This is a genomic window from Pseudomonas sp. SWRI77 (assembly GCF_014269105.1).
Taxonomy (GTDB): Bacteria; Pseudomonadota; Gammaproteobacteria; order Pseudomonadales; family Pseudomonadaceae; genus Aquipseudomonas; species Aquipseudomonas capeferrum.
Genome location: NZ_JABWRV010000016.1, coordinates 25,491 through 45,986 on the forward strand (window position 1 = coordinate 25,491; position 20,496 = coordinate 45,986).

At 64.6% G+C, this 20,496-nt stretch carries 18 protein-coding genes; 12 read left to right on the forward strand and 6 right to left on the reverse strand.

Annotation, left to right across the window (positions count from 1 at the left end):
* Positions 1 to 8 precede the first annotated feature (8 nt).
* From algK to HU766_RS16335, 11 genes are all read left to right on the forward strand, one after another.
* Positions 9 to 1,436: an alginate biosynthesis TPR repeat lipoprotein AlgK gene (gene algK / locus HU766_RS16285; protein WP_186658780.1), complete on the forward strand. Its 1,428-nt coding sequence runs from the start codon at positions 9 to 11 to the stop codon at positions 1,434 to 1,436.
* On the forward strand, positions 1,433 to 2,911 hold the full coding sequence (locus HU766_RS16290; protein WP_047582654.1) for an alginate export family protein: 1,479 nt from the start codon (positions 1,433 to 1,435) through the stop codon (positions 2,909 to 2,911). The genes algK and HU766_RS16290 overlap by 4 nt, the downstream gene beginning before the upstream one ends.
* Positions 2,912 to 2,933: 22 nt before the next feature.
* Positions 2,934 to 4,493 (forward strand): mannuronan 5-epimerase AlgG, encoded by a 1,560-nt coding sequence (gene algG, locus HU766_RS16295; RefSeq protein ID WP_033702877.1) that lies wholly within the window; start codon positions 2,934 to 2,936, stop codon positions 4,491 to 4,493.
* Between the two features lie 13 nt (positions 4,494 to 4,506).
* On the forward strand, positions 4,507 to 5,946 hold the full coding sequence (locus tag HU766_RS16300) for an alginate O-acetyltransferase (protein ID WP_186658783.1): 1,440 nt from the start codon (positions 4,507 to 4,509) through the stop codon (positions 5,944 to 5,946).
* Between the two features lie 7 nt (positions 5,947 to 5,953).
* Positions 5,954 to 7,057 (forward strand): mannuronate-specific alginate lyase, encoded by a 1,104-nt coding sequence (locus HU766_RS16305; protein ID WP_186658786.1) that lies wholly within the window; start codon positions 5,954 to 5,956, stop codon positions 7,055 to 7,057.
* Between the two features lie 196 nt (positions 7,058 to 7,253).
* The gene (locus HU766_RS16310; RefSeq protein WP_033702881.1) at positions 7,254 to 8,711 is read left to right on the forward strand and encodes an MBOAT family protein; all 1,458 of its coding nucleotides are present in this window, start codon (positions 7,254 to 7,256) and stop codon (positions 8,709 to 8,711) included.
* Between the two features lie 11 nt (positions 8,712 to 8,722).
* On the forward strand, positions 8,723 to 9,880 hold the full coding sequence (locus HU766_RS16315; protein ID WP_186658789.1) for an alginate O-acetyltransferase: 1,158 nt from the start codon (positions 8,723 to 8,725) through the stop codon (positions 9,878 to 9,880).
* A gap of 21 nt (positions 9,881 to 9,901) precedes the next feature.
* Positions 9,902 to 10,549: an alginate O-acetyltransferase AlgF gene (locus HU766_RS16320; protein WP_033702883.1), complete on the forward strand. Its 648-nt coding sequence runs from the start codon at positions 9,902 to 9,904 to the stop codon at positions 10,547 to 10,549.
* Between the two features lie 37 nt (positions 10,550 to 10,586).
* Entirely contained in the window at positions 10,587 to 12,041 is a 1,455-nt protein-coding gene (locus tag HU766_RS16325; RefSeq protein WP_033702884.1) for a mannose-1-phosphate guanylyltransferase/mannose-6-phosphate isomerase, read from the forward strand.
* A 152-nt stretch (positions 12,042 to 12,193) separates the two neighbouring features.
* The gene (locus HU766_RS16330; RefSeq protein WP_033702885.1) at positions 12,194 to 12,658 is read left to right on the forward strand and encodes a hypothetical protein; all 465 of its coding nucleotides are present in this window, start codon (positions 12,194 to 12,196) and stop codon (positions 12,656 to 12,658) included.
* Between the two features lie 67 nt (positions 12,659 to 12,725).
* Entirely contained in the window at positions 12,726 to 13,550 is an 825-nt protein-coding gene (locus tag HU766_RS16335; protein WP_095064187.1) for an SDR family oxidoreductase, read from the forward strand.
* A gap of 28 nt (positions 13,551 to 13,578) precedes the next feature.
* Here the strand turns inward: HU766_RS16335 and HU766_RS16340 are convergent, their stop codons facing one another.
* The 4 genes from HU766_RS16340 to HU766_RS16355 form a co-directional block, all read right to left on the reverse strand.
* Positions 13,579 to 15,030 (reverse strand): efflux transporter outer membrane subunit, encoded by a 1,452-nt coding sequence (locus HU766_RS16340; RefSeq protein WP_186658792.1) that lies wholly within the window; start codon positions 15,028 to 15,030, stop codon positions 13,579 to 13,581.
* On the reverse strand, positions 15,027 to 16,088 hold the full coding sequence (locus tag HU766_RS16345; protein WP_186658795.1) for an HlyD family secretion protein: 1,062 nt from the start codon (positions 16,086 to 16,088) through the stop codon (positions 15,027 to 15,029). Before HU766_RS16345 ends, HU766_RS16340 begins: the two co-directional genes overlap by 4 nt.
* Before the next feature lie 27 nt (positions 16,089 to 16,115).
* Positions 16,116 to 17,657 carry an MFS transporter gene (locus HU766_RS16350; protein ID WP_033702889.1) on the reverse strand — a complete coding sequence of 514 codons (1,542 nt, stop codon included), beginning with the start codon at positions 17,655 to 17,657 and terminating at the stop codon, positions 16,116 to 16,118.
* 115 nt (positions 17,658 to 17,772) lie between these two features.
* Positions 17,773 to 18,678, reverse strand: coding sequence for a LysR family transcriptional regulator (locus HU766_RS16355; protein ID WP_033702890.1), 906 nt, complete (start codon positions 18,676 to 18,678; stop codon positions 17,773 to 17,775).
* Between the two features lie 169 nt (positions 18,679 to 18,847).
* On the opposite strand from HU766_RS16355, the gene HU766_RS16360 reads away from it, so the two are divergent.
* Positions 18,848 to 19,297, forward strand: coding sequence for a universal stress protein (locus tag HU766_RS16360; protein ID WP_033702891.1), 450 nt, complete (start codon positions 18,848 to 18,850; stop codon positions 19,295 to 19,297).
* Between the two features lie 126 nt (positions 19,298 to 19,423).
* Here HU766_RS16360 and HU766_RS16365 read toward each other — a convergent pair whose 3' ends face one another.
* Entirely contained in the window at positions 19,424 to 20,284 is an 861-nt protein-coding gene (locus HU766_RS16365) for an HlyD family secretion protein (protein WP_033702892.1), read from the reverse strand.
* Positions 20,285 to 20,294: 10 nt separating this feature from the next.
* Positions 20,295 to 20,495, reverse strand: a complete 201-nt coding sequence (locus HU766_RS16370; protein WP_027595286.1) for a DUF1656 domain-containing protein — start codon at positions 20,493 to 20,495, stop codon at positions 20,295 to 20,297.
* Position 20,496 lies beyond the last annotated feature (1 nt).

Consider the following 20,496-nt stretch of genomic DNA (forward strand, 5'->3'; position numbering starts at 1 on the left):
ATCCAGCGATGATTCCCCATAAGAAAAGCGCAAGCCTGGGCCTCTGTGCACTGGCCACGGCCATCGCCCTGGCCGGCTGTGCCGGCCTGCCCGACCAGCGTCTGGCCAACGAAGCCCTCAAGCGCGGCGACACCGCCCTGGCTGAACGCAACTACAAGGCCCTGGCCGACCTGGGCTACAGCGACGCGCAAGTGGGCCTGGCCGACATCAAGGTGGCCACCCGTGACCCGGCGCAAATCCAGCAAGCCGAGGCCACCTACCGCGCTGCGGCCGCCACCTCGCCACGGGCCCAGGCGCGCCTTGGCCGCCTGCTGGTGGCCAAGCCCGACAGCACCCAGGCAGAACGCGAAGAGGCCGAAAGCCTGCTCAAGCGCGCCGCCCAACAGGGTGAGAGCAACACCCTGATCCCGCTGGCGATGCTTTACCTGCAATACCCGCAGAGCTTCCCCAACGTCAACGCGCAACAGCAGATCGACCAGTGGCGCGCGGCCGGCAATCCCGAGGCGGGCCTGGCCCAGGTGCTGCTGTATCGCACCCAGGGCACCTACGACCAGCACCTGGGCGAGGTCGAGCGGATCTGCAAGGCCGCCCTGAACACCACCGACATCTGCTACGTCGAACTGGCCACCGTGTACCAGAAGCGCGGCCAGGCCGACCAGCAAGCCGCACTGCTGGGCCAGCTGAAGTCCGCCTATGCCCGTGGCGCCGTACCGGCCACCCGGGTCGACAGCGTCGCCCGCGCGCTGGCCGACCGCAGCCTCGGCCAGACCGACGAAAAGACCGCCAAGGACCTGCTCGAACATGTGGCCCCGGCCAACCCGGCCTCATGGGTCAGCCTGGCGCAACTGGTCTACGACTTCCCCGAACTGGGCGATACCGACCAGCTCATGGCCTACATCGACAAAGGCCGCGAAGCCGAACAGCCGCGCGCCGAACTGTTGCTGGGCCGCCTCTACTACGAAGGCAAGACACTGCCGGCCGATGCTGCAAAGGCCGAACAGCACCTGCAGGCCGCCGCCGACGCTGGCGAAATCAGCGCCCATTACTACCTAGGCCAGCTGTACCGCCGCGGCTACCTGGGCAATGTCGAGCCGCAGAAAGCCGTCGACCACCTGCTGACCGCCGCCCGTGGCGGCCAGAACAGCGCCGACTATGCCTTGGCCCAGCTGTTCAGCGAAGGCCATGGCATCCGCAGCGAGCCGACCAACGCCTGGGTATTCGCCCAGCTGTCGCAGCTAAACCCGACGCCACAGTCCAGCGAGCTGCTGCAGCAACTCGACCAGCAACTCTCGCCTGACCAGCGCAGCCAGGCCCAACGCCTGCTGGCGCAGGAGAAGCAGGCACGCGGCAGCATGAGCCAAGGCGCCAACAGCACCCTGGCCCTCGAAGCCTTGCAAGACGACGAAAAAGAAGTAGACGGTGAGGACTCGCTATGACGCTCAATCCCTTCGTGAAAGCCGGCATTGGCCTGAGCTTCGCCCTGCTGTGGTCCTGCCCGACCCTGGCCGACATGACCGCCGAGAAAAACTTCGGCCTGGACGTGAAAATCACCGGTCAATCGGAAGATGACCGCGACCTGGGCACCCGCCCTGGCGGCGACGTCAACGGCCTGGGCCTCGACCTGCGCCCATGGGTGTATGGCGAGCGTGGCAACTGGAGCGCCTATGCCATGGGCCAGGCGGTTGCCGCCACCGACACCATCGAAACCGACACCCTGCGCCAGAACGATGACGGCACCACCACCGACACCGGCGACGACAGCCGCAAGCCAGACAAAAACTACCTGGCCATGCGCGAGTTCTGGGTCGGCTACAGCGGCCTCACCGCCTACCCGGGCGAGCAGCTGCGCTTCGGCCGCCAGCGCCTGCGCAGCGACGACGGCATGTGGCGCGACACCAACATCGAAGCGCTGAACTGGTCCTTCGACACCACCTTGCTCAAGGCTGACCTGGGCGTGGCCCAGCGCTTCAGCGAGTACCGCACCGACCTCACCGAGCTGGCCCCGGAAGACAAGGACCGCACGCACATCTATGGCAACGTCGCCACGCAGTGGACGCCTGGCCATTGGGTTGGCGTACGCGCCCACCACACCCACGACAGCGGCAGCCTGAAAAACCCCGGCGAGACGGTCGATGCGCTGGACAAGACCCGCACCGGCGACCTCACCTGGCTGGGCCTGGAGGCCAACAGCGACGCCTACAACTGGCGCAACGATCACACCGTCAACTACTGGGGCAGCCTGACCTGGCTGACCGGTGATCGCGACACCCTGAGCAGCCAGGCCGTAGGCGACGAGCAGGTGGCTACCGGCAAGCAGAGCGGCGACGTCAACGCCTGGGCCACCGACCTCGGCATCCGCCTGCGCCTGGACCCCAACTGGCAAGTCGGCGCGGCCTATGCCCGTGGCAGCGGCGGCGGTGGCGACGACGGTTCGAACAACTTCGAGCAGACCGGCCTTGAGAGCAACCGCTCCAACTTCACCGGTACCCGCTCGCGCGTGCACCGCTTCGGCGAAGCCTTCCGCGGCGAGCTGGGCAACCTGCAGGCAGCCACTTTGTTTGCCTCCTGGCAGCTGCGCGATGACTACGACGCCAGCTTCATCTACCACAAGTTCTGGCGCGTAGATGGCCAGCAGAACATTGGCTCCAGCGGCATCAATGCTGCAGTCAACGACAACGGCGTCAGCCGCCCGCTGGTCAACGGCGAGAAAGACCTCGGCCAGGAAATGGACGTGGTCGTGACCAAGTACTTCAAGCAGGGCCTGCTGCCTGCTTCGATGAGCCAGGCCATCGACGAACCGTCCGCCCTGGTGCGCTTGCGTGCCGGTGTATTCAAGCCGGGCGATGCCTATGGCAAGGAAGCGGACTCGTACATGCACCGTGCCTTCGTCGACGTGATCTGGCGCTTCTGAGGCCGGTAGAGGATTTGTTGCCATGACCCTTCACCCGCACCTACGTCACAGCCTGTTGGCCAGCGCCTTGCTGCTGGCCTCAGGCCTTGCCGTCGCCGCAGAACCCACGGCAGTCGCCAAGGAACTGCAGCAGGCCAAGACCTACACCATCTCTGCCGCACCGGTCGAACCGCTGCACATGGACCCGCCCAAGCTGCCCGACCTCACCGGATTCACCGCCGAGGCCGTGCAGAAAAAGATCGACCGCAGCCACAAAGGCAAGGTCAGCGTGCGCCGCATGCTGCAAGAAGTGTCGCTCAAGGAATTCATCGGCGGTGACAACAAGGCCGCCGAGTGGGTGCAGCGTCAGCATGGCATCCCGCAGGCGATTTTCGTCGACGACGGCCATGTCGACCTGGTCGAGTTGAGCAAGCAGGTACCCAAGCAGTACCTGCGCGAAGTCGAGCCGGGCGTGTACCTGTCGCGCCTGCCGATCGTGGTGGGGCACAAGGGCATCCTAGAGATCGACGGCAAGGTCAAGCAACTGCGCCTTTCCCAGGAAGGCGGCGCGTTCCTGGTCAACGACGGCAAGCTGTTCGTCACCGACACCCAGGTCACCGGCTGGCGCGAGAAGGACAACGGCCCGGCCACTTTCCGCTCGCCCAAGGAGTTCCGCCCGTTCCTGTTGTCGTGGGGCGGTACCGAGACCTACATCGTCAATACCAAAATGGCCAGCTTCGGCTACGCCAAGTCCAAGTCCTACGGTGTGAGCATCTCGCAGTACACGCCGAACATGTCCAAGCAGATGGGCCGCGCCGAACCTACCGGCTGGATCATCGGCTCGGAGTTCAGCGACATGTGGTACGGCTTCTACTGCTACGAGACCCAGGACTTCGTGGTCAAGGACAACACCTACCGCGACAACATCGTCTACGGCATCGACCCGCACGACCGTTCGCACCGCCTGATCATCGCCGGCAACACCGTGTACGGCACCAAGAAGAAGCACGGCATCATCGTCTCGCGTGAGGTCAACGACAGCTGGATCATCAACAACAAGAGCTACGACAACAAGCTCTCGGGCGTGGTGATCGACCGTAACAGCGTCAACAACCTGATCGCCTACAACGAGATCTACCGCAACCACACCGACGGCATCACCTTGTACGAAAGCGGCGACAACCTGATCTGGGGCAACAAGCTGATCAACAACCGACGCCACGGCATCCGCGTGCGCAACAGCGTGAACATCCGCCTGTACGAAAACGTTGCCATGGCCAACGGCCTGGTCGGTGTCTACGGGCACATCAAGGACCTCTCCGACACCGACCGCGACATCGCCCTCGACCCGTTCGACACCAAGGTGTCGCTGATCGTGGTCGGCGGTGAGCTGGCGGCCAACGGTTCCGGGCCGCTGTCGATCGACTCGCCGCTGTCGGTCGAGCTGTACAAGGTTTCCATGCTCGCGCCGCGCAAGGCCAACGGCATCAGCCTCAACGGCATCCTCGGCGAGCGCCAGGACGAAATCCTCGACCTGCTGGTGCGCCAGCAAAAGGCTGTGCTGATCGACCCGGTCGAACGCCAGACCGAAATGATCGATTAAGGAAGCCCAGACCATGACTCCACACCTGATGAAACTGCTGGGCCTGTCCGCCGCCCTCCTGGCGATCAGCCAGGGCGTGCGCGCCGACGAGGTGAAAGCCCCGACGTTCAGCGCCGAACCCTGCTGCCAGCTGTGCCCCGAGGCGCACGACGCCAGCCGCTACACCACCCGCTACCAGCAGAACTTCACCACGCTGGTGCAGGCCCAGGGCGACTGGCTGTTCCGTACCCGCGAAGACCTGCGCACCGAGTTCACCACCACGCCCGCCGGCTACAAACGCCTGCAGCAGGTGCACGACGCGTTCAAGAAACGTGGCGTGGAACTGGTCGTGGTCTACCAGCCGACCCGTGGCCTGGTGAACCGCAACATGCTCAAGCCCGAAGAAAAGGCCGCCTTCGACTACCAGAAGGCCCTGAGCAACTACCAAGCCATGCTCAAGCGCTTCGCCGGCATGGGCTACAACGTCCCCGACCTGTCGCCGCTGACCAACGAGCAACTGGCCGCCGCCGACCAGGGCAAGGACTTCTACTTCCGCGGCGACCAGCACTGGACGCCATATGGCGCCGAGCGCGCCGCCAAGATCGTGGCCGATACCGTGCACCACATGCCGGCTTTCGAAGGCATCCCGCGCAAGGAATTCGAAACCCACAAATCTGGGCGCATGGGCAAGACCGGCACCCTGCACAACGTCGCCGGCCAGCTCTGCGGCACCAGCTACGCCGTGCAGTACATGGACCAGTTCGCCACCGAGCCGAAAGGCGCCAGCGGCGGCGACGACCTGTTCGGCGACGGCGGCAATGCGCAGATCACCCTGGTCGGTACCAGCCACAGCGGCAAGAACTACAACTTCTCGGGCTTCCTCGAGCAGTACATCGGCGCCGACGTGCTCAACGTCGCCTTCCCTGGCGGTGGCCTGGAAGGTTCGATGATCCAGTACCTGGGCAGCGAGGAATTCCAGAACAACCCACCGAAGATCCTCATCTGGGAATTCTCGCCGCTGTATCGCCTGGACCAGGAAACCATCTGGCGGCAGATCCTCGGCCTGCTCGACGACGGTTGCGACGCGCGCCCGGCCCTGATGAGCGCCAGCAGCACACTCAAGCCTGGCAAGAACGAGCTGATGGTCAACGGCAAGGGCGGCGTGATCAAAGACCTGATCAACCGCAACCTGCAGATGGACGTCAAGTTCGAAGACCCTTCGGTCAAGGTGCTGCAAGCGACCCTCTGGTACCTCAATGGCCGCCACGAGGACATCAAGCTGGAGAAGCCGGAAACCTCCGACACCGACGGCCGCTTCGTCTTCCAGATGCGCGAGGACGAGGACTGGGCCAACCAGAACCTGCTGGCCTTCGAGGTCCAGGGGCCGGAAAACGGCACCCAGAAGGTCGAGGCCAAACTCTGCAAACGCAACAACTTCGCCGTGCCTGCGCACACCGCGCAAGCCGGCCAGTGAGGCGACCATGACCACGTTCAAGCACATCATCAGCCCCGCCCTGCTCGCCCTGGCCCTGGTCGGCGGCGCCGCGCATGCCGCGCTGGTGCCCCCTCAGGGCTACTACGAGGGGATCGAAAAGCTCAAGACCAGCGACGGTAAGTTCCGCTGTGAAGCGGCGCCCAAGCCTTACACCGGCGCGCTGCAGTTTCGCAGCAAGTACGAAGGCTCGGACAAGGCACGGGCGACCCTGAACCTGGACTCGGAACAGGCCTTCCGCGATTCCACCAAAGACATCACCACGCTTGAGCGTGGCGTCGCCAAGATGGTCAACCAGTACATGCGTGATGGCCGGCCGGCGCAGCTCGACTGCACCCTGACCTGGCTGGGGGCCTGGGCACGCGCCGATGCGCTGCTGTCCACCGACTACAACCACACCGGCAAGTCGATGCGCAAATGGGCGCTGGGCAGCATGAGCGGCTCATGGCTGCGCCTGAAGTTCTCCAATTCGCAGCCCCTGGCCGCGCACCAGACCGAAGCCGAGCAGATCGAGCGCTGGTTCGCCCGCCTGGCCGAACAGACCGTGCGTGACTGGAGCGACCTGCCGCTGGAGAAGATCAACAACCACAGCTACTGGGCCGCCTGGTCGGTGATGGCCACCGCCGTGGCCACCGACCGCCGCGACCTGTTCGACTGGGCCGTGAAGGAATACAAGGTCGGCGCCAACCAGATCGACGACCAGGGCTTCTTGCCCAACGAAGTCAAGCGCAAGCAGCGCGCCCTGGCCTACCACAACTACGCCCTGCCGCCGCTGGCGATGATCGCAAGCTTCGCCAAGGCCAACGGTGTGGACCTGCGCAGCGAGAACAACTTCGCCCTGCAGCGCCTGGGCGAAGGCGTGCTGGCCGGCGCCCGCGACCCGCGCCATTTCGCAGAGCGCGCAGGTGAAAAACAGGACATGAAAGACCTCAAGGTCGACAGCAAGTACGCCTGGCTCGAGCCCTGGTGCGCGCTGTACCAGTGCGTGGGCGACACGCTTGAGCGCAAGCACGGCATGCAGCCATTCGACAGCTTCAGGCTGGGCGGCAACCTGACCCGGGTCTATGACCCGAGCGCGGCTTCGAAGAAGTAACACCCCTGTCGGGGGTGATCTGTGTGGGAGCGGGCTTGCCCCGCGAAGGCGTCAGCAGCGACAACGCCTTTGCCCTTTCGGGCCTCTTCGCGGGACAAGCCCGCTCCCACAGGAAATGAGTTGCTCTCCAGTCATGAACTGGGGGGTTTGGGGGGCGCTTTGCCCTGGATGCTGTGAACAAATTAGGAGAACCGGGATGGTCTTCTCGTCCAACGTGTTCCTGTTCCTGTTCTTGCCGATCTTCCTCGGCCTGTACTACTTGAGCGGGCAACGCTATCGCAACCTGCTGTTGCTGGTCGCCAGCTACATCTTCTATGCCTGGTGGCGCGTGGACTTCCTCGCCCTGTTCGCCGGCGTGACCCTGTGGAACTACTGGATCGGCCTTAAAGTCGGCGCAGCAGGCGTACGCACCAAGCCGGCGCAGCGCTGGCTGCTGCTGGGCGTGGGCGTCGACCTGGCGATCCTCGGCTATTTCAAGTACGCCAACTTCGGCGTCGACAGCCTCAACGCGATCGTCAGCTCGTTTGGCCTGGAGCCGTTCATCCTCACCCACGTGCTGCTGCCGATCGGTATCTCGTTCTACATCTTCGAGTCGATCAGCTACATCATCGACGTGTACCGCGGCGACACCCCGGCCACCCGCAACCTGATCGACTTCGCAGCGTTCGTGGCGATCTTCCCGCACCTGATCGCCGGCCCCGTGCTGCGCTTCAAGGACCTGGTCGACCAGTTCAACAACCGTACCCACACCCTGGACAAGTTCTCCGAAGGCTGCACCCGCTTCATGCAGGGCTTCATCAAGAAAGTGTTCATCGCCGACACCCTGGCAGTGGTCGCCGACCATTGCTTCGCCCTGCAGAACCCGACCACCGGCGACGCCTGGCTGGGCGCCCTGGCCTATACCGCGCAGCTGTACTTCGACTTCTCCGGCTACAGCGACATGGCCATCGGCCTGGGCCTGATGATGGGCTTCCGCTTCATGGAGAACTTCAAGCAGCCGTACATCAGCCAGTCGATCACCGAGTTCTGGCGCCGCTGGCACATCAGCCTGTCGACCTGGCTGCGCGACTACCTGTACATCACCCTGGGCGGCAACCGCAAAGGCACCTTCAATACCTACCGCAACCTGTTCCTGACCATGCTGCTGGGCGGGCTGTGGCACGGCGCCAACTTCACCTACATCATCTGGGGCGCCTGGCACGGCATGTGGCTGGCCATCGAGCGGGCGCTGGGCCTCGACACCAACCCGCAGCGCTTCAACCCGGTCAAGTGGGCGTTCACCTTCCTGCTGGTGGTGGTTGGCTGGGTGATCTTCCGGGCCGAGAACCTGCACGTGGCCGGCCGCATGTACGGCGCCATGTTCAGCTTTGGTGAATGGCAGCTGTCGGAGCTCAACCGCGCCCAGCTCACCGGGTTGCAAGTAGCCACCCTGATCATCGCCTACCTCACCTTGGCGTACTTCGGCCTGCGCGACTTCTACCGCAATGCCAAGCCGACGCCGCAGGCGACCCCGGTGCAGATCAACGCCGACGGCTCGATTGGCCTGGACTGGACCCGGGTGATGACCCGCGTCCTGATCCTGCTGCTGTTCGTGGCCTCGATCCTCAAGCTTTCGGCGCAGAGCTACTCGCCGTTCCTTTACTTCCAGTTCTGAGGTTGATGACCATGACCCGGACATTACGCATTACCTATTCGCTGTCGTTCCTCGGCCTGCTGGTCGGCATGGGCGCCTGGTCCACTGGCGGCCTGGACAGCTTCCAGCGCACCGCGCAGATGACCTTGCTCAACGGCAAGCTGGCCAAGGCCGCCGAGACCCACTACGACGAGCAGTTCCCGATCAAGCGCCTGGGCACCAACCTCTGGGCGGCACTGGACTTCAAGCTGTTCAACGAAGGGCGCCCAGGCGTGGTGCTGGGCCGCGACCAATGGCTGTTCAGCGATGAAGAGTTCAAACCCACCGCCGGTGCCGAGCAACTGATGCAGGAAAACCTGGCGCTGATCCGTGGCGTGCGCGACACCCTGCAGCAGCATGGCAGCCAGCTGGTGCTGGCGATCGTGCCGGCCAAGGCGCGGGTCTACTCGGAGTATGTGGGCAAGGAGTTGCCAGCCAGCCTGCATGACGACCTGTACAACCAGTTTCATGCCCAGGCCCGCCAGGCCAACGTGTTCGCCCCGGACCTGATGGCGCCCCTGGAGCAGGCCAAGGCCCGTGGCCAGGTATTCCTGCGCACCGACACCCACTGGACGCCGATGGGCGCCGAAGTCGCCGCACAGGCGCTGGCCGAAGCGGTCAGCCGCCAGAGCTTGCTCAATGGTGACCCCCAGGCCTTCATCACCGAAGCCGGCAATACCGCGCCGTACAAGGGCGACCTGACCAACTTCCTGCCACTCGACCCGCTGTTCAGCAACCTGTTACCGGCGCCGGACAACCTGCAGCAACGCACAACACGCCCAGCCGAAACCGAAGGCGAGGCAGGCGATGCGCTGTTCGCCGACAGCCAGATTCCGGTCGCACTGGTAGGCACCAGCTACAGCGCCAACCCGCACTGGAACTTCCTCGGTGCCCTGCAGCAAGCCCTGCACAGCGACGTCGCCAACTACGCCGAAGACGGCCATGGCCCGCTGCTGCCGATGCTCAAGTACCTGCAAAGCGATGCTTTCAAAAATGCCGCGCCACAAGTGGTGGTGTGGGAATTCCCCGAACGTTATCTGCCCATGAAAAACGACCTCAGCAGCTTTGATCCGCAGTGGATCGCGCAGCTGAAAAACACCCGTAAATCCGAAGAAAACCTGGCCCTGTCGTCCACCCGGACGAACCACTGATCGATAGAGAGGAACACGCACATGACTACCAAAACTTCCATTGCCAAAGCCCTCACCCTCGCGGCCGGCCTTTCCCTTGCTTCGATGCAGGCCTTCGCCGGCGCCGATGCCGCGCTGTATGGCCCGACCGCGCCGAAAGGCTCGACCTTCGTGCGCCTGTACAACGCTGCCAGCGCCCCGGCCGCCGCCTCGGTCGGCAACACCCAGATCAAACAAGTCGGCGCCCAGGCCAGCAGCGACTTCAGCTTCCTGCCCGGTGGCGACTACACCGCCCAGGTCGGCGGCAAGAGCGTCCCGGTCAAGCTGGCCTCGGACAAGTACTACACCCTGGTCAACAGCGGCAGCGGCAACCCGCAACTGATCGAAGAGCCACCGTTCAAGAACAAGCAGAAAGCCCTGGTACGCGTACAGAACCTCAGCGACCAGTCGCTGACCCTGAAGACCGCCGATGGCAAGACTGAAGTGGTCACCCCGGTAGCAGCCAAAGGCCGTGGCGAGCGTGAGATCAACCCGGTCAAGGTCAACCTCGCCCTGTATGCAGGTGACAAGAAAGTCAGCGACGTCAAACCCGTCGCCCTGGAACGCGGCGAAGCTGCCGTGCTGTACGTCACCGGCTCGGGCAGCAGCCTGTCGCCGGTCTGGGTCACCCGCCCAGTGTCCACCCACTGATCCCCTGCCTCGTTAACGACCTTATTGGAGAAACATCATGATCCCGGTAATTCTTTCTGGTGGTAGCGGTTCGCGTCTTTGGCCTCTGTCGCGCAAGCAGTTCCCCAAGCAGTTCCTGGCCCTGACCGGTGAACACACGCTGTTCCAGCAAACCATCCAGCGCCTGGTGTTCGAAGGCATGGATGCGCCGATCGTGGTCTGCAACAAGGACCACAAGTTCATCGTCCAGGAGCAGCTCGGCGCGTTGAAACTTGAAACCCAGGCCATCCTGATGGAGCCGTTCGGCCGCAACACGGCGCCCGCCGTGGCGATGACCGCGATGAAGCTGGTCAGCGAAGGCCGCGACGACTTGATGCTGGTGTTGCCTGCCGACCACGTGATCGACGATCAGAAAGCCCTGCAGCGCGCCCTGGCCCTGGCCACCGTGGCCGCCGAGCGTGGCGAGATGGTGCTGTTCGGCGTGCCGGCGACCAAGCCTGAGACCGGCTATGGCTACATCCGCTCCAGCCAGGACGCACTGCTGCCAGAAGGCGTGGCGCGGGTTGCGCAGTTCGTCGAAAAACCCGATGAAAAACGCGCCGCCGAGTTCGTCAAGGCCGGTGGCTACTTCTGGAACAGCGGCATGTTCCTGTTCCGCGCCAGCCGTTTCCTCGAAGAGCTGAAAAAGCACGACGCCGACATCTACGACACCTGTGTGCTGGCCTTGGAACGCAGCCAGGAAGAAGACGATGTGTTGAGCATCGACGAAGCCACCTTCGCCTGCTGCCCGGACAACTCCATCGACTATGCGGTGATGGAGAAGACCCAGCGTGCCTGCGTGGTGCCGATGTCGGCGGGCTGGAGCGACGTGGGCTGCTGGTCGTCGCTGTGGGAAGTGCACGACAAGGACGACAACGGCAACGTCACCAAAGGCGATGTGGTGGTGCAGGACAGCCGCAACTGCATGATCCATGGCAATGGCAAGCTGGTATCGGTGATCGGCCTCGAGAACATCGTCGTGGTCGAGACCAAGGACGCCATGATGATTGCCCACAAGGACAAGGTCCAAGGCGTCAAGCAGATGGTCAAGACCCTGGACGAGCAGGGCCGCAGCGAGACCCAGAACCACCTGGAAGTGTACCGCCCATGGGGCTCGTACGACTCGGTGGACATGGGCGGCCGCTTCCAGGTCAAGCACATCACCGTCAAGCCGGGCGCCAGCCTGTCGCTGCAGATGCACCACCACCGCGCCGAGCACTGGATCGTGGTGTCCGGCACTGCCGAAGTGACGTGCGACGAGAACGTGTTCCTGCTGACCGAGAACCAGTCGACCTACATCCCGATCGCCTCGATCCACCGCCTGCGCAACCCAGGCAAGATCCCACTGGAGATCATCGAAGTGCAGTCTGGCAGCTACCTGGGCGAGGATGATATCGAGCGCTTCGAGGACGTCTACGGGCGCACCTCGACGCCGGTCGAGCGTGGTGTTTCGGTGAAAACCATCGCGCAGTAAGTGAAACCCCGGGGCCGCACCTGCAAAGGTCACACGATCCGGCAGGAGCGGCCTTGTGTCGCGAAAGGAGGGCAAAGCCCTCCCGCTTTTGAGCCCTCCCCCATTTCAAGCTACGATGGTCAGACCCCGCGCAACCAAGGTCTGCAAGCCCCATGATCATCGGTGCCTTCCTCATCCTCACCTGGCTGGTGCTGCTGCTGCGCTACCCGGCCAAAGCCCTGCCGATATCCCTGGCCGCTGTCTGTGGCCTGGGCCTGGTCGCCCTGTTCGTCGCCTGGCAAGACACCCGCGAAGCCACGCAACTGGCACGCCTGGACCTGCGCCTGAGCTACGCCCCTGACAAGTGCCCCGCCGACCGCGCGCTGCACGTACACATGAAAAACGGCAACAAAGTCCCGCTCACCGAGCTGCGATGGCGCGTGGGCGCGTATGCGCCGGGCGATACCGTCAACCTTGCCGAAAACACCTACAGCGCGCCGCGTTATCGCGGGCCGGGTGAGCTGCAACCGGGTGCCGAATGGAACGATTGCCTGCCGGTACCGCCTCTGCGTTCCGGCTACCGGGCACAGACGCTGGAGTTTCGTGCCGAGCGGCTGCAAGGTACATTTGCCAATTGACGCATTGCCTGCCTCGCGAAGAGGCCGGTGCAGGCCACACACAATTCCCAGACCCAAGGCCCTCCCCATGCCCACCGTCCTGATCACCGGTTGTTCCAGCGGCATCGGCCGCGCCCTGGCCAACGCCTTCCGCGATGCCGGCCACGAGGTCTGGGCCACCGCCCGCAAGCCTGAAGACGTCGAGCAGTTGTCCGCTGCCGGCTTCACCGCCCGGCAACTGGACGTCAATGACAGCGATGCCCTGACGCAACTGGCCGATGAGCTGCAAGCGCGCCACGCCGGCCTCGACATCCTGATCAACAACGCCGGCTACGGCGCCATGGGCCCGCTGCTCGACGGCGGCGTAGACGCTATGCGCCAGCAATTCGAAACCAACGTATTCGCCGTGGTCGGCGTGACCCGCGCGCTGTTCCCGCTGCTGCGTCGCGCACGCGGGCTGGTGGTGAACATCGGCAGCGTTTCCGGGGTGCTGGTCACGCCATTCGCCGGTGCCTATTGCGCTTCCAAGGCCGCGGTCAACGCCCTGAGCGATGCCCTGCGCCTGGAGCTGGCGCCGTTTGGCATTCGGGTGATGGAAGTGCAACCGGGGGCGATCGCCTCGCAGTTCGCCAGCAATGCCCAGCGCCAGGCCGAGCAGGTACTGGCGGCGGATTCTCCGTGGTGGCCGCTGCGCGAGTACGTCCAGGCACGCGCCCGGGCGTCGCAGGACCGGCCGACGCCGGCAGCCGTGTTTGCCCAAGGGGTGCTGGCGGCCACGCGCAAAACGGCGGTGCCTGCGGTGGTGAGGTTGGGCAATGGCAGCACAGCGTTGCCGCTGATCGCCAGGCTGTTGCCGCGGCGGCTGCTGGGCTGGGTGTTGCGCAAGCGGTTCGGCTTGCTGCGTCCGCTTTGATGTTTGGCCAGCACAGCCAGCGCAACCGTCACACCTTTTTCGACGGCTGAGTATCAAACGCCTGCCAGCCCCCGCCCAGCGCCTTGTACAACCCCACCAAGGCCTGGGAAACCGCTGCCGAGCTGTCGATCCACTGCTCTTCGCTGGCCAGCAACGCACCCTGAACCGTCAGCACATTGAGAAAGTCCACCGCCCCTTCCACATACTGGCGCTGGGCAGTCTCCAGGGCGATGCGGTTCTGCCGCACCGCCTCGGCCAGGTGGTCGCGGCGCAACTGGCTGGCGTTGTACAGGCGCAGCACATCGTCGATCTCATGCCAGGCGCCGAGCACCACCTTGCGGTAGTTGAGCGCCGCTTCCTGCTGCTGCGCCTCGCGCAACTCCAGCGTGCCTTTAAGCCGCCCCCCTTCGAAGATCGGCAACGACAGTTGCGGGCCGAAGGCGAAGCGGCGCGAGTCCCAGCCGCCGAAGTCGGACAGCTGCATGGCCTGGAACCCCATGCTGCCCGACAGCCGAATGCTCGGGTAGAAGTCGGCCTTGGCCACACCGATGCTGGCGGTTGCCGCGTGCAACCGCGCCTCGGCCTGGCGAATGTCCGGGCGGCGCTCAGCCAACTCGGACGGCAAGCCGATGGCGAACTGTTGTTGCGGCGCGGGCAGTTCACCGCCTTCGAGCAGCTGCGCCTGCAGGCTGCGTGGCGGTTCGGCCGCGAGCAGGCTGAGGGCGTTGATCAGGTCGTCGCGGCGGGCCTCCAGGCTGGGCAGGCGGGCTTCGATCGAAGCGACCTGGGCACTGGCCTGGGCCACGTCGAGGCGGGTGGCGACACCTTCGGCCTGGCGGTTTTCAGACAGCTTCAAGCTGTGCTGCGCCACCTTCAGGTTGTCACGGGTGACATCGAGCGTGTGCTGTACCGCACGCAATTGAATGTAGTTGCCGGCGGTTTCCGACAGCAGCACCAGCAGCACGCCACGGCGGTCGTTCTCGGCCACTTCGACCGTCGCATCGGCAGCCTCGACATGGCGCCGCACGCGGCCCCAGAGGTCCAGCTCCCAACCCGCGACCAGGTCACCCTGCCACAGGTTGAAGGCAGACTTACCGGCATGGCCAGAGGGGTCGCTCAGGCCTTCGGCGCTGTTGCGAGCACGGCTGTAGCCCGCGTTCACATCCACCGAAGGCACTTCGTCCGCCGCCACCGTACTGCGCAGGGCGCGGCTTTGCAGCAGGCGTGCACTGGCCATCTGCAGGTCCAGGTTGCGTTCGGTGACCTGCTGGATCAGCGCGCTGAGGCGGGCATCGTGAAAGGTTTCCCACCAGCGCAGCTCCAGCGGCTCGGCTTGCGGCTGGCTTGCTGCGGCCTCGCCTTGCAGCGCCGCCCACTGTTGCGGGGCCTGGCTGGCGGGGCGCTGGAAGTCCGGCCCCAGGGTGCAGCCGGCCATGAGCACAGCCAGCAACAACGGGCTCAAGCGTAATGCTGGCTTCATCGCGCGCTCACCTCTTTGCCCTCGAGCTTGTCGCCACGGGTATCGATGGTGGCTTCCACCGACATGCCCACGCGCAGCCGTGCAAGCAGCGCCTGGCCGTCATCGAAGACGATCTTCACCGGAATGCGCTGCACCACCTTGGTGAAGTTGCCGGTGGCATTGTCGGGTTTGACGGCGGCAAAGGTGACCCCGGTGGCCGGCGCAATACTCTCGACATGGCCCTTGAGTTGCTCGCCAGAGAAGGTGTCGACCGTGATGCTCACCGGCTGACCAGGCTGCACGTGGGTCAGCTGGGTTTCCTGGAAGTTGCCGACCACATAGGCCTGCTGCAACGGCACCACCGACAACAGGCGAGCACCCGGGTTGACATAGGCGCCCACGCGCAAGGCACGCTCACCGACCATGCCGTCCACCGGTGCGGTGATGCGCGTGTAGGACAGGTCCAGCAGGGCCTTTTCCAGCCCGGCTTCAGCACGCTTGAGCTGGCCATCGGCACTGGCCACCTGGGCGGTGAGGATATCCACCTGTTTGCGTGTCGCCAGCAAGGCCGCCTGGGTATTGGCCAGGCGCGCACGGGCCTGGTCGACCCCACTGCGCGCTTGCTGCGCGTTCTGCACGGTGCCGGCGCCCTGCTCGGCCAGGCGGCTGTAGCGGTTGACTTCATGATCGGCGAAGGCGGTTTCGGCCTGGGCCGCTTTTACCGCGGCCTCGGCCTGGGCGATCAGTGCCGCCTGGCGCTCCAGCGTGGCGCGGGCGTCGGCGCTCTGCGCCTTGGCCACCAGCAATTGCGCCTGGGCAGCGTCGAGCGCGGCCTGGTAGTCGCGGGCATCGATGGTCGCCAGCAACTGGCCGGCCTTGACCTGCTGGTTGTCCTCGACCAGCACCTCCTTGATAAAGCCTGCGACTTTGGGCGCGACCACGGTGTAGTCGGCGATCACGTAGGCGTCGTTGGTGCGCTGGCGGTGGTCACTGCCAAACATCCAGGGGCCGACGATGCCGGCCAGCACGGCCACGGCGAGCACCGAGCCGATGATGATTGTCTTGCGGTTGTTGGTCATCTCAAGTTCTCGAATTCATTCACGGGCTCAAGCCACCGCACGCGGCGGGAAGATCCGGGTAGGCACGAAGGGGATCAGGCAGATCAAAGCGACGGCGATGCAGGCCATCACCAGGTACTGGTCGGCCGAGGTCAGTACCTGGGCCTGTTCATGAATGCGTCGGGCAAGGCCGGTGGCGCTGCCATCGATCAACGGCGCGTTGCCCAGGCTGTCGACCAGGTGGTTGGAATGAAAATGCCGGCGCACGGTGCCCAGGGCATCCAGCAGGCCACCGGCAATCACCGCCGACAGCCCTTTGACCGTGTTGAACCAGGCCGAGGCGAACGGGCCCTCCTGCGGGGTCATGCCATTGGTGGAAAGCATCAGCAACGGCAACACCGCCATCGGCTGGCCAAACACCTGCAGCAGGTAGAAGGGGTAGAAATCGCCGCGAATCCATTCGGAGGTCAACAGGCTGCAGCCCACGCACGACACCGCCAGCATGCCAAGCCCGATCGCCAGCACCCAGCGGCAATCCACCACGCGCAGGTTGCACAGCGCGGCCGTGAGCGGCAGGGCGATGAGTTGCGGCATGGCCACCAGCATCATCAGCGGGCTGGTCTGCGCCGGGCGGTAGCCCTGGATCTGCGCCAGGTAGGCTGACGGGATGGTGCCCACGCCAGACAACACGACCAACACGCCGGCCAGGGTCAACAAGGCAAAACTCAGGTTGCGCCGCGAGAGCATGCGCAGCTGGAAGAACGGCAGCGGCTCGGACCATTCGTTGTACATGAACAGCACCAGCAACAGCAGGCCGCCCCCCAGCAGCCAGCAGATCAGCGGCGAGTCGAACCAGCCCCAGCGGTCACCCAGCGACAAGCCGAGGACGATGCAACTGATGGCCGGCAGGCCAAGCAGCACGCCACGCCAGTCGAGCTGCTTGAAGCGTTCGAGGCGCAGTGGGTCTTGCGGCAGGCCCCAGCCGACACAAGCCATGGCCAGCAGCGACGGCAGGATGATCTGCCAGAACGCCCACTGCCAGCCGACATACTCGGTCCACAGGCCTGCCAGCGGCGTGCCGAGGTTCGGCCCGAAGGTGGCGGTCAGGGCATAGCAGGCCAGGCCATAGACCTTGATGCCCGGTGGCAGAAAGCGCAGTGCGACGCTCATCAGCATCGGCGGCAAGGCGCCAGAGGCGAAACCCTGCAGCACCCGCAGCAGCATCAGGCTGTGCAGGTTGGGGGCGAAGGGTTGCAGCAGGCCCAGCACGGCGAACAGGCCGACGGCAGACAGGGTGAAGCGGCGCAGCGAAAAGGTCGTGGCGAGCCAGGGTGCGAAGGCCATCGCCGACACCGACGCAGCGCTGTACACGGCCAACAGCCAGGCGCCCTCGTCGGCACCGATGCCCATGGCGCCACGGATGTCGTTGAGGGAAATCTTGGTCACCGCCTCGTTGAGGCCGGCGCATAACACCGCGAGCAACACGCCGAACAGCCCCACCACCACCTGCAGGCCGAACGCCGACTGCGCAGGGGCGGCCGGCGCAGGGGCGGCGGCCAACGCAGCAGAAGGCGCGGTCAGGGAACTCATGGGATACATCTCCAGCAACAATTTTAGGGCTGGAGCAAGTCTAAGAAGATCGAATGCTGACGAAAACTGACTTGTTGGCAGCTTTATATTGCGTCAGACGCAATTGATGGTGCGCTCACGGGTCCAACCGGCCACACGCCCTCAAGGTCTGGCGCAGCCACCGATGCGCTGGGTCGTTGTCGAACCGCGGGTGCCAGGCCTGCATTACATTGACTTTTGCCAGCGGCACCGGGATCTCGAACGAGCGCAAGGGCAGCTTCAAGCGCTGCACGCTGTTGAGGATATTGGCCGGTATCGGCAGGATCAGGTCCGAATCCGGCAACGAGAACATCGCCGAGTGGAAGCTGGTGGTGATCAACGCCACGCGCCGCTCCACCTTGTGCTGGGCCAACGCCTCATCGATCGGCCCATTGGCCCGGCCGCGGCGCGACACACTGATCTGCGGGTAGGCGGCAAAACGCTCAGGAGTGATCGGGGCGTCGAAGATCGGGTGCCCCACACGCGCCAGGCCCACGAAGTAGGTGTTGAACAGGCTCTGCACCTTGATTTCCGGGCCCAGCTCAATGGCCGAGCTGATGATCAGGTCGATGTGCCCGTTGCGCAGCACCGCATCATCATCGCCACTACCTTCCGGCACGAAACGCAGCACCGTACGCGGCGCCTGGGCCAGCATCATGCGCAGCAACTGGGCACCGTACAGGGCAATGAACAGGTCGTTGGTGCGGATGTTGAAGGCACGGTCCAGGTTCACCAGGTCGACATCGTCGCGGCTGCGAAACACCTGCCCAGCCTGCTCCACCAGGCCATGCACCTGCTCGCGCAAGGCCAGCGCACGGGGGGTGGGCACCAGGCCACGGCCGGCGCGTACCAGAATCGGGTCACCCAGCGCATCGCGAATGCGCCCCAAGGTGCGGCTCATGGCCGCCGGGCTCAGGTTCATGCGCTGCGCCGCGCCCACCACGCTGCCCTCGTCGAGCAAGGCATCGAGGGCGACGAGCAGGTTCATGTCCGGGAGTTGCATGGCCGTTTTCCGTTACAGCTGTGGGAAAGGCGATGGTAGCAGGTTGGTTGATTGCGTCTGACGCAATAAGGTCGTGCGTGAGGGAGCATTTATTCGGGGTGCGGGATGGGCCATAAGTGACGCAGTGGCTGTACAGCCAACCGACTAGCCAGCTTCGACAAGGATTCACATGCCCAGCACCGTCTTGATTGCCATCGATGCCTCCCCTGCTGCTGCCGCCCTGCTCACCCTCGCCCGCCGCTACTGCCGCCCTGACGAACATGAACTGCACGTGCTGCTGGCCATCGACACCACCTTTACCGTGCACGACCAACCTGCGCCCTATACCGCCGAGGAACTGGAGGAATACCCGGCTGCCTGCGAGGAGCAGCACTTGGGCGAAAGCGCCGTGGCGGATGCCGTGCGTGTGTTGCAAAAGGCGGGTTTTGCCAGCCAAGGGGCCATGGTGGCCGGGCAGCCGGTGGAGGTTATCGTTGGCCAGGCGCAGGAGCTGGGGTGCGAGTTGATCATCATGGGGCACCGGCATTTGTCGCGATTGGGGCGGTTGCTGGATCCGTCGATCAGCGCGAAGGTGATTGACCGGGTCGAGGTGCCGGTGTTGGTGGGGGTTGCGGGGTAGAGATTGGGGGTGCGCCTGCGAGGGTTCGCCTTGAGTTTTGCAGCGCCCATGAGATCGAGCGCCGCGCGGGCGGCGCTCGATCTCATGGGCGCCAGAAGGGTTGCGGCGAACACTGGGGCAAACACCTCACTCCTCACCCGGCTTCACCACCACCGTACAGGTCGTCCCCGCCGCCAGCAAAAACCCTTCTGGCACTTCATCAATGTGAATCCGCACAGGCACCCGCTGCGCCAGCCGCACCCAGTTGAAGGTGGGGTTCACGTCAGCAATCAGCTCGCGGCTCTGCGGGTTGTCGCGATCATAAATACCGCGGGCGATGCTCTCCACATGGCCGGTGATGCGCTCGCCGCTCATCATCTGCAACTCGGCCCGATCACCTACCTTTACATGCGGCAGCTTGGTCTCTTCGAAAAAGCCGTAGACCCAGAATGAGTGCTCATCGACCACCGCCATCACCGCCTCACCGGTGCGCGCATAGTCGCCCTTGTGAATGTTCAGGTTGGTCACGTAGCCATCCACCGTGGCCACGATATGCGTGCGCTTGAGGTTCAGCTCGGCCGCCGCCAGCTCGGCCAGGGCCTGTTGATAATCCGCCTGGGCCGAGTTGGCGATGTTGCTGGCGTCGTCGCGGTTTTCCTTGGAGATCACCAAGTTGTCCATGTCGGCCCGGCGCTTGGCGTTGACCTTGCGCATCTCCCAGGTGGCCTTGCGCGAGGCGACCAGGGCCTTGGCCTGGTCGACGGCCAGCTGATAGTGCTCAGGGTCGATCTGGATCAGCAGGTCGCCCTTCTTCACCCGCTGGTTGTCCTTGACCGGCACACCCACCACATAGCCCGGCACGTCGGCGGCGACGTTGATGATGTCGGCACGCACACGGCCGTCGCGGGTCCACGGCGTGGTCATGTAGTGCAGCCACAACTGGCGGCCGATCGCCACGGCAGCCACCAGCACCAGCAGGGTGGCGATCAGGCTGAAGAACTTTTTCATCGAGGGTTTCTCACCAGTAGACAGACAGCGCCAGGGCGCCGAAAAGGCAGACGAACAGGCTCAGGCGCAGCAGCGCCGGGTGCCAGAAGAAGCGGTAGCCGTCATGGCTGGCGATGAAGCGGTCCAGGCCCCAGGCCAGGCCCAGGGCGAACAGGAACATCAGGGTCATGGTGGGCATGTACACGCCATGGAAGGCGATCTCACGGGGCATG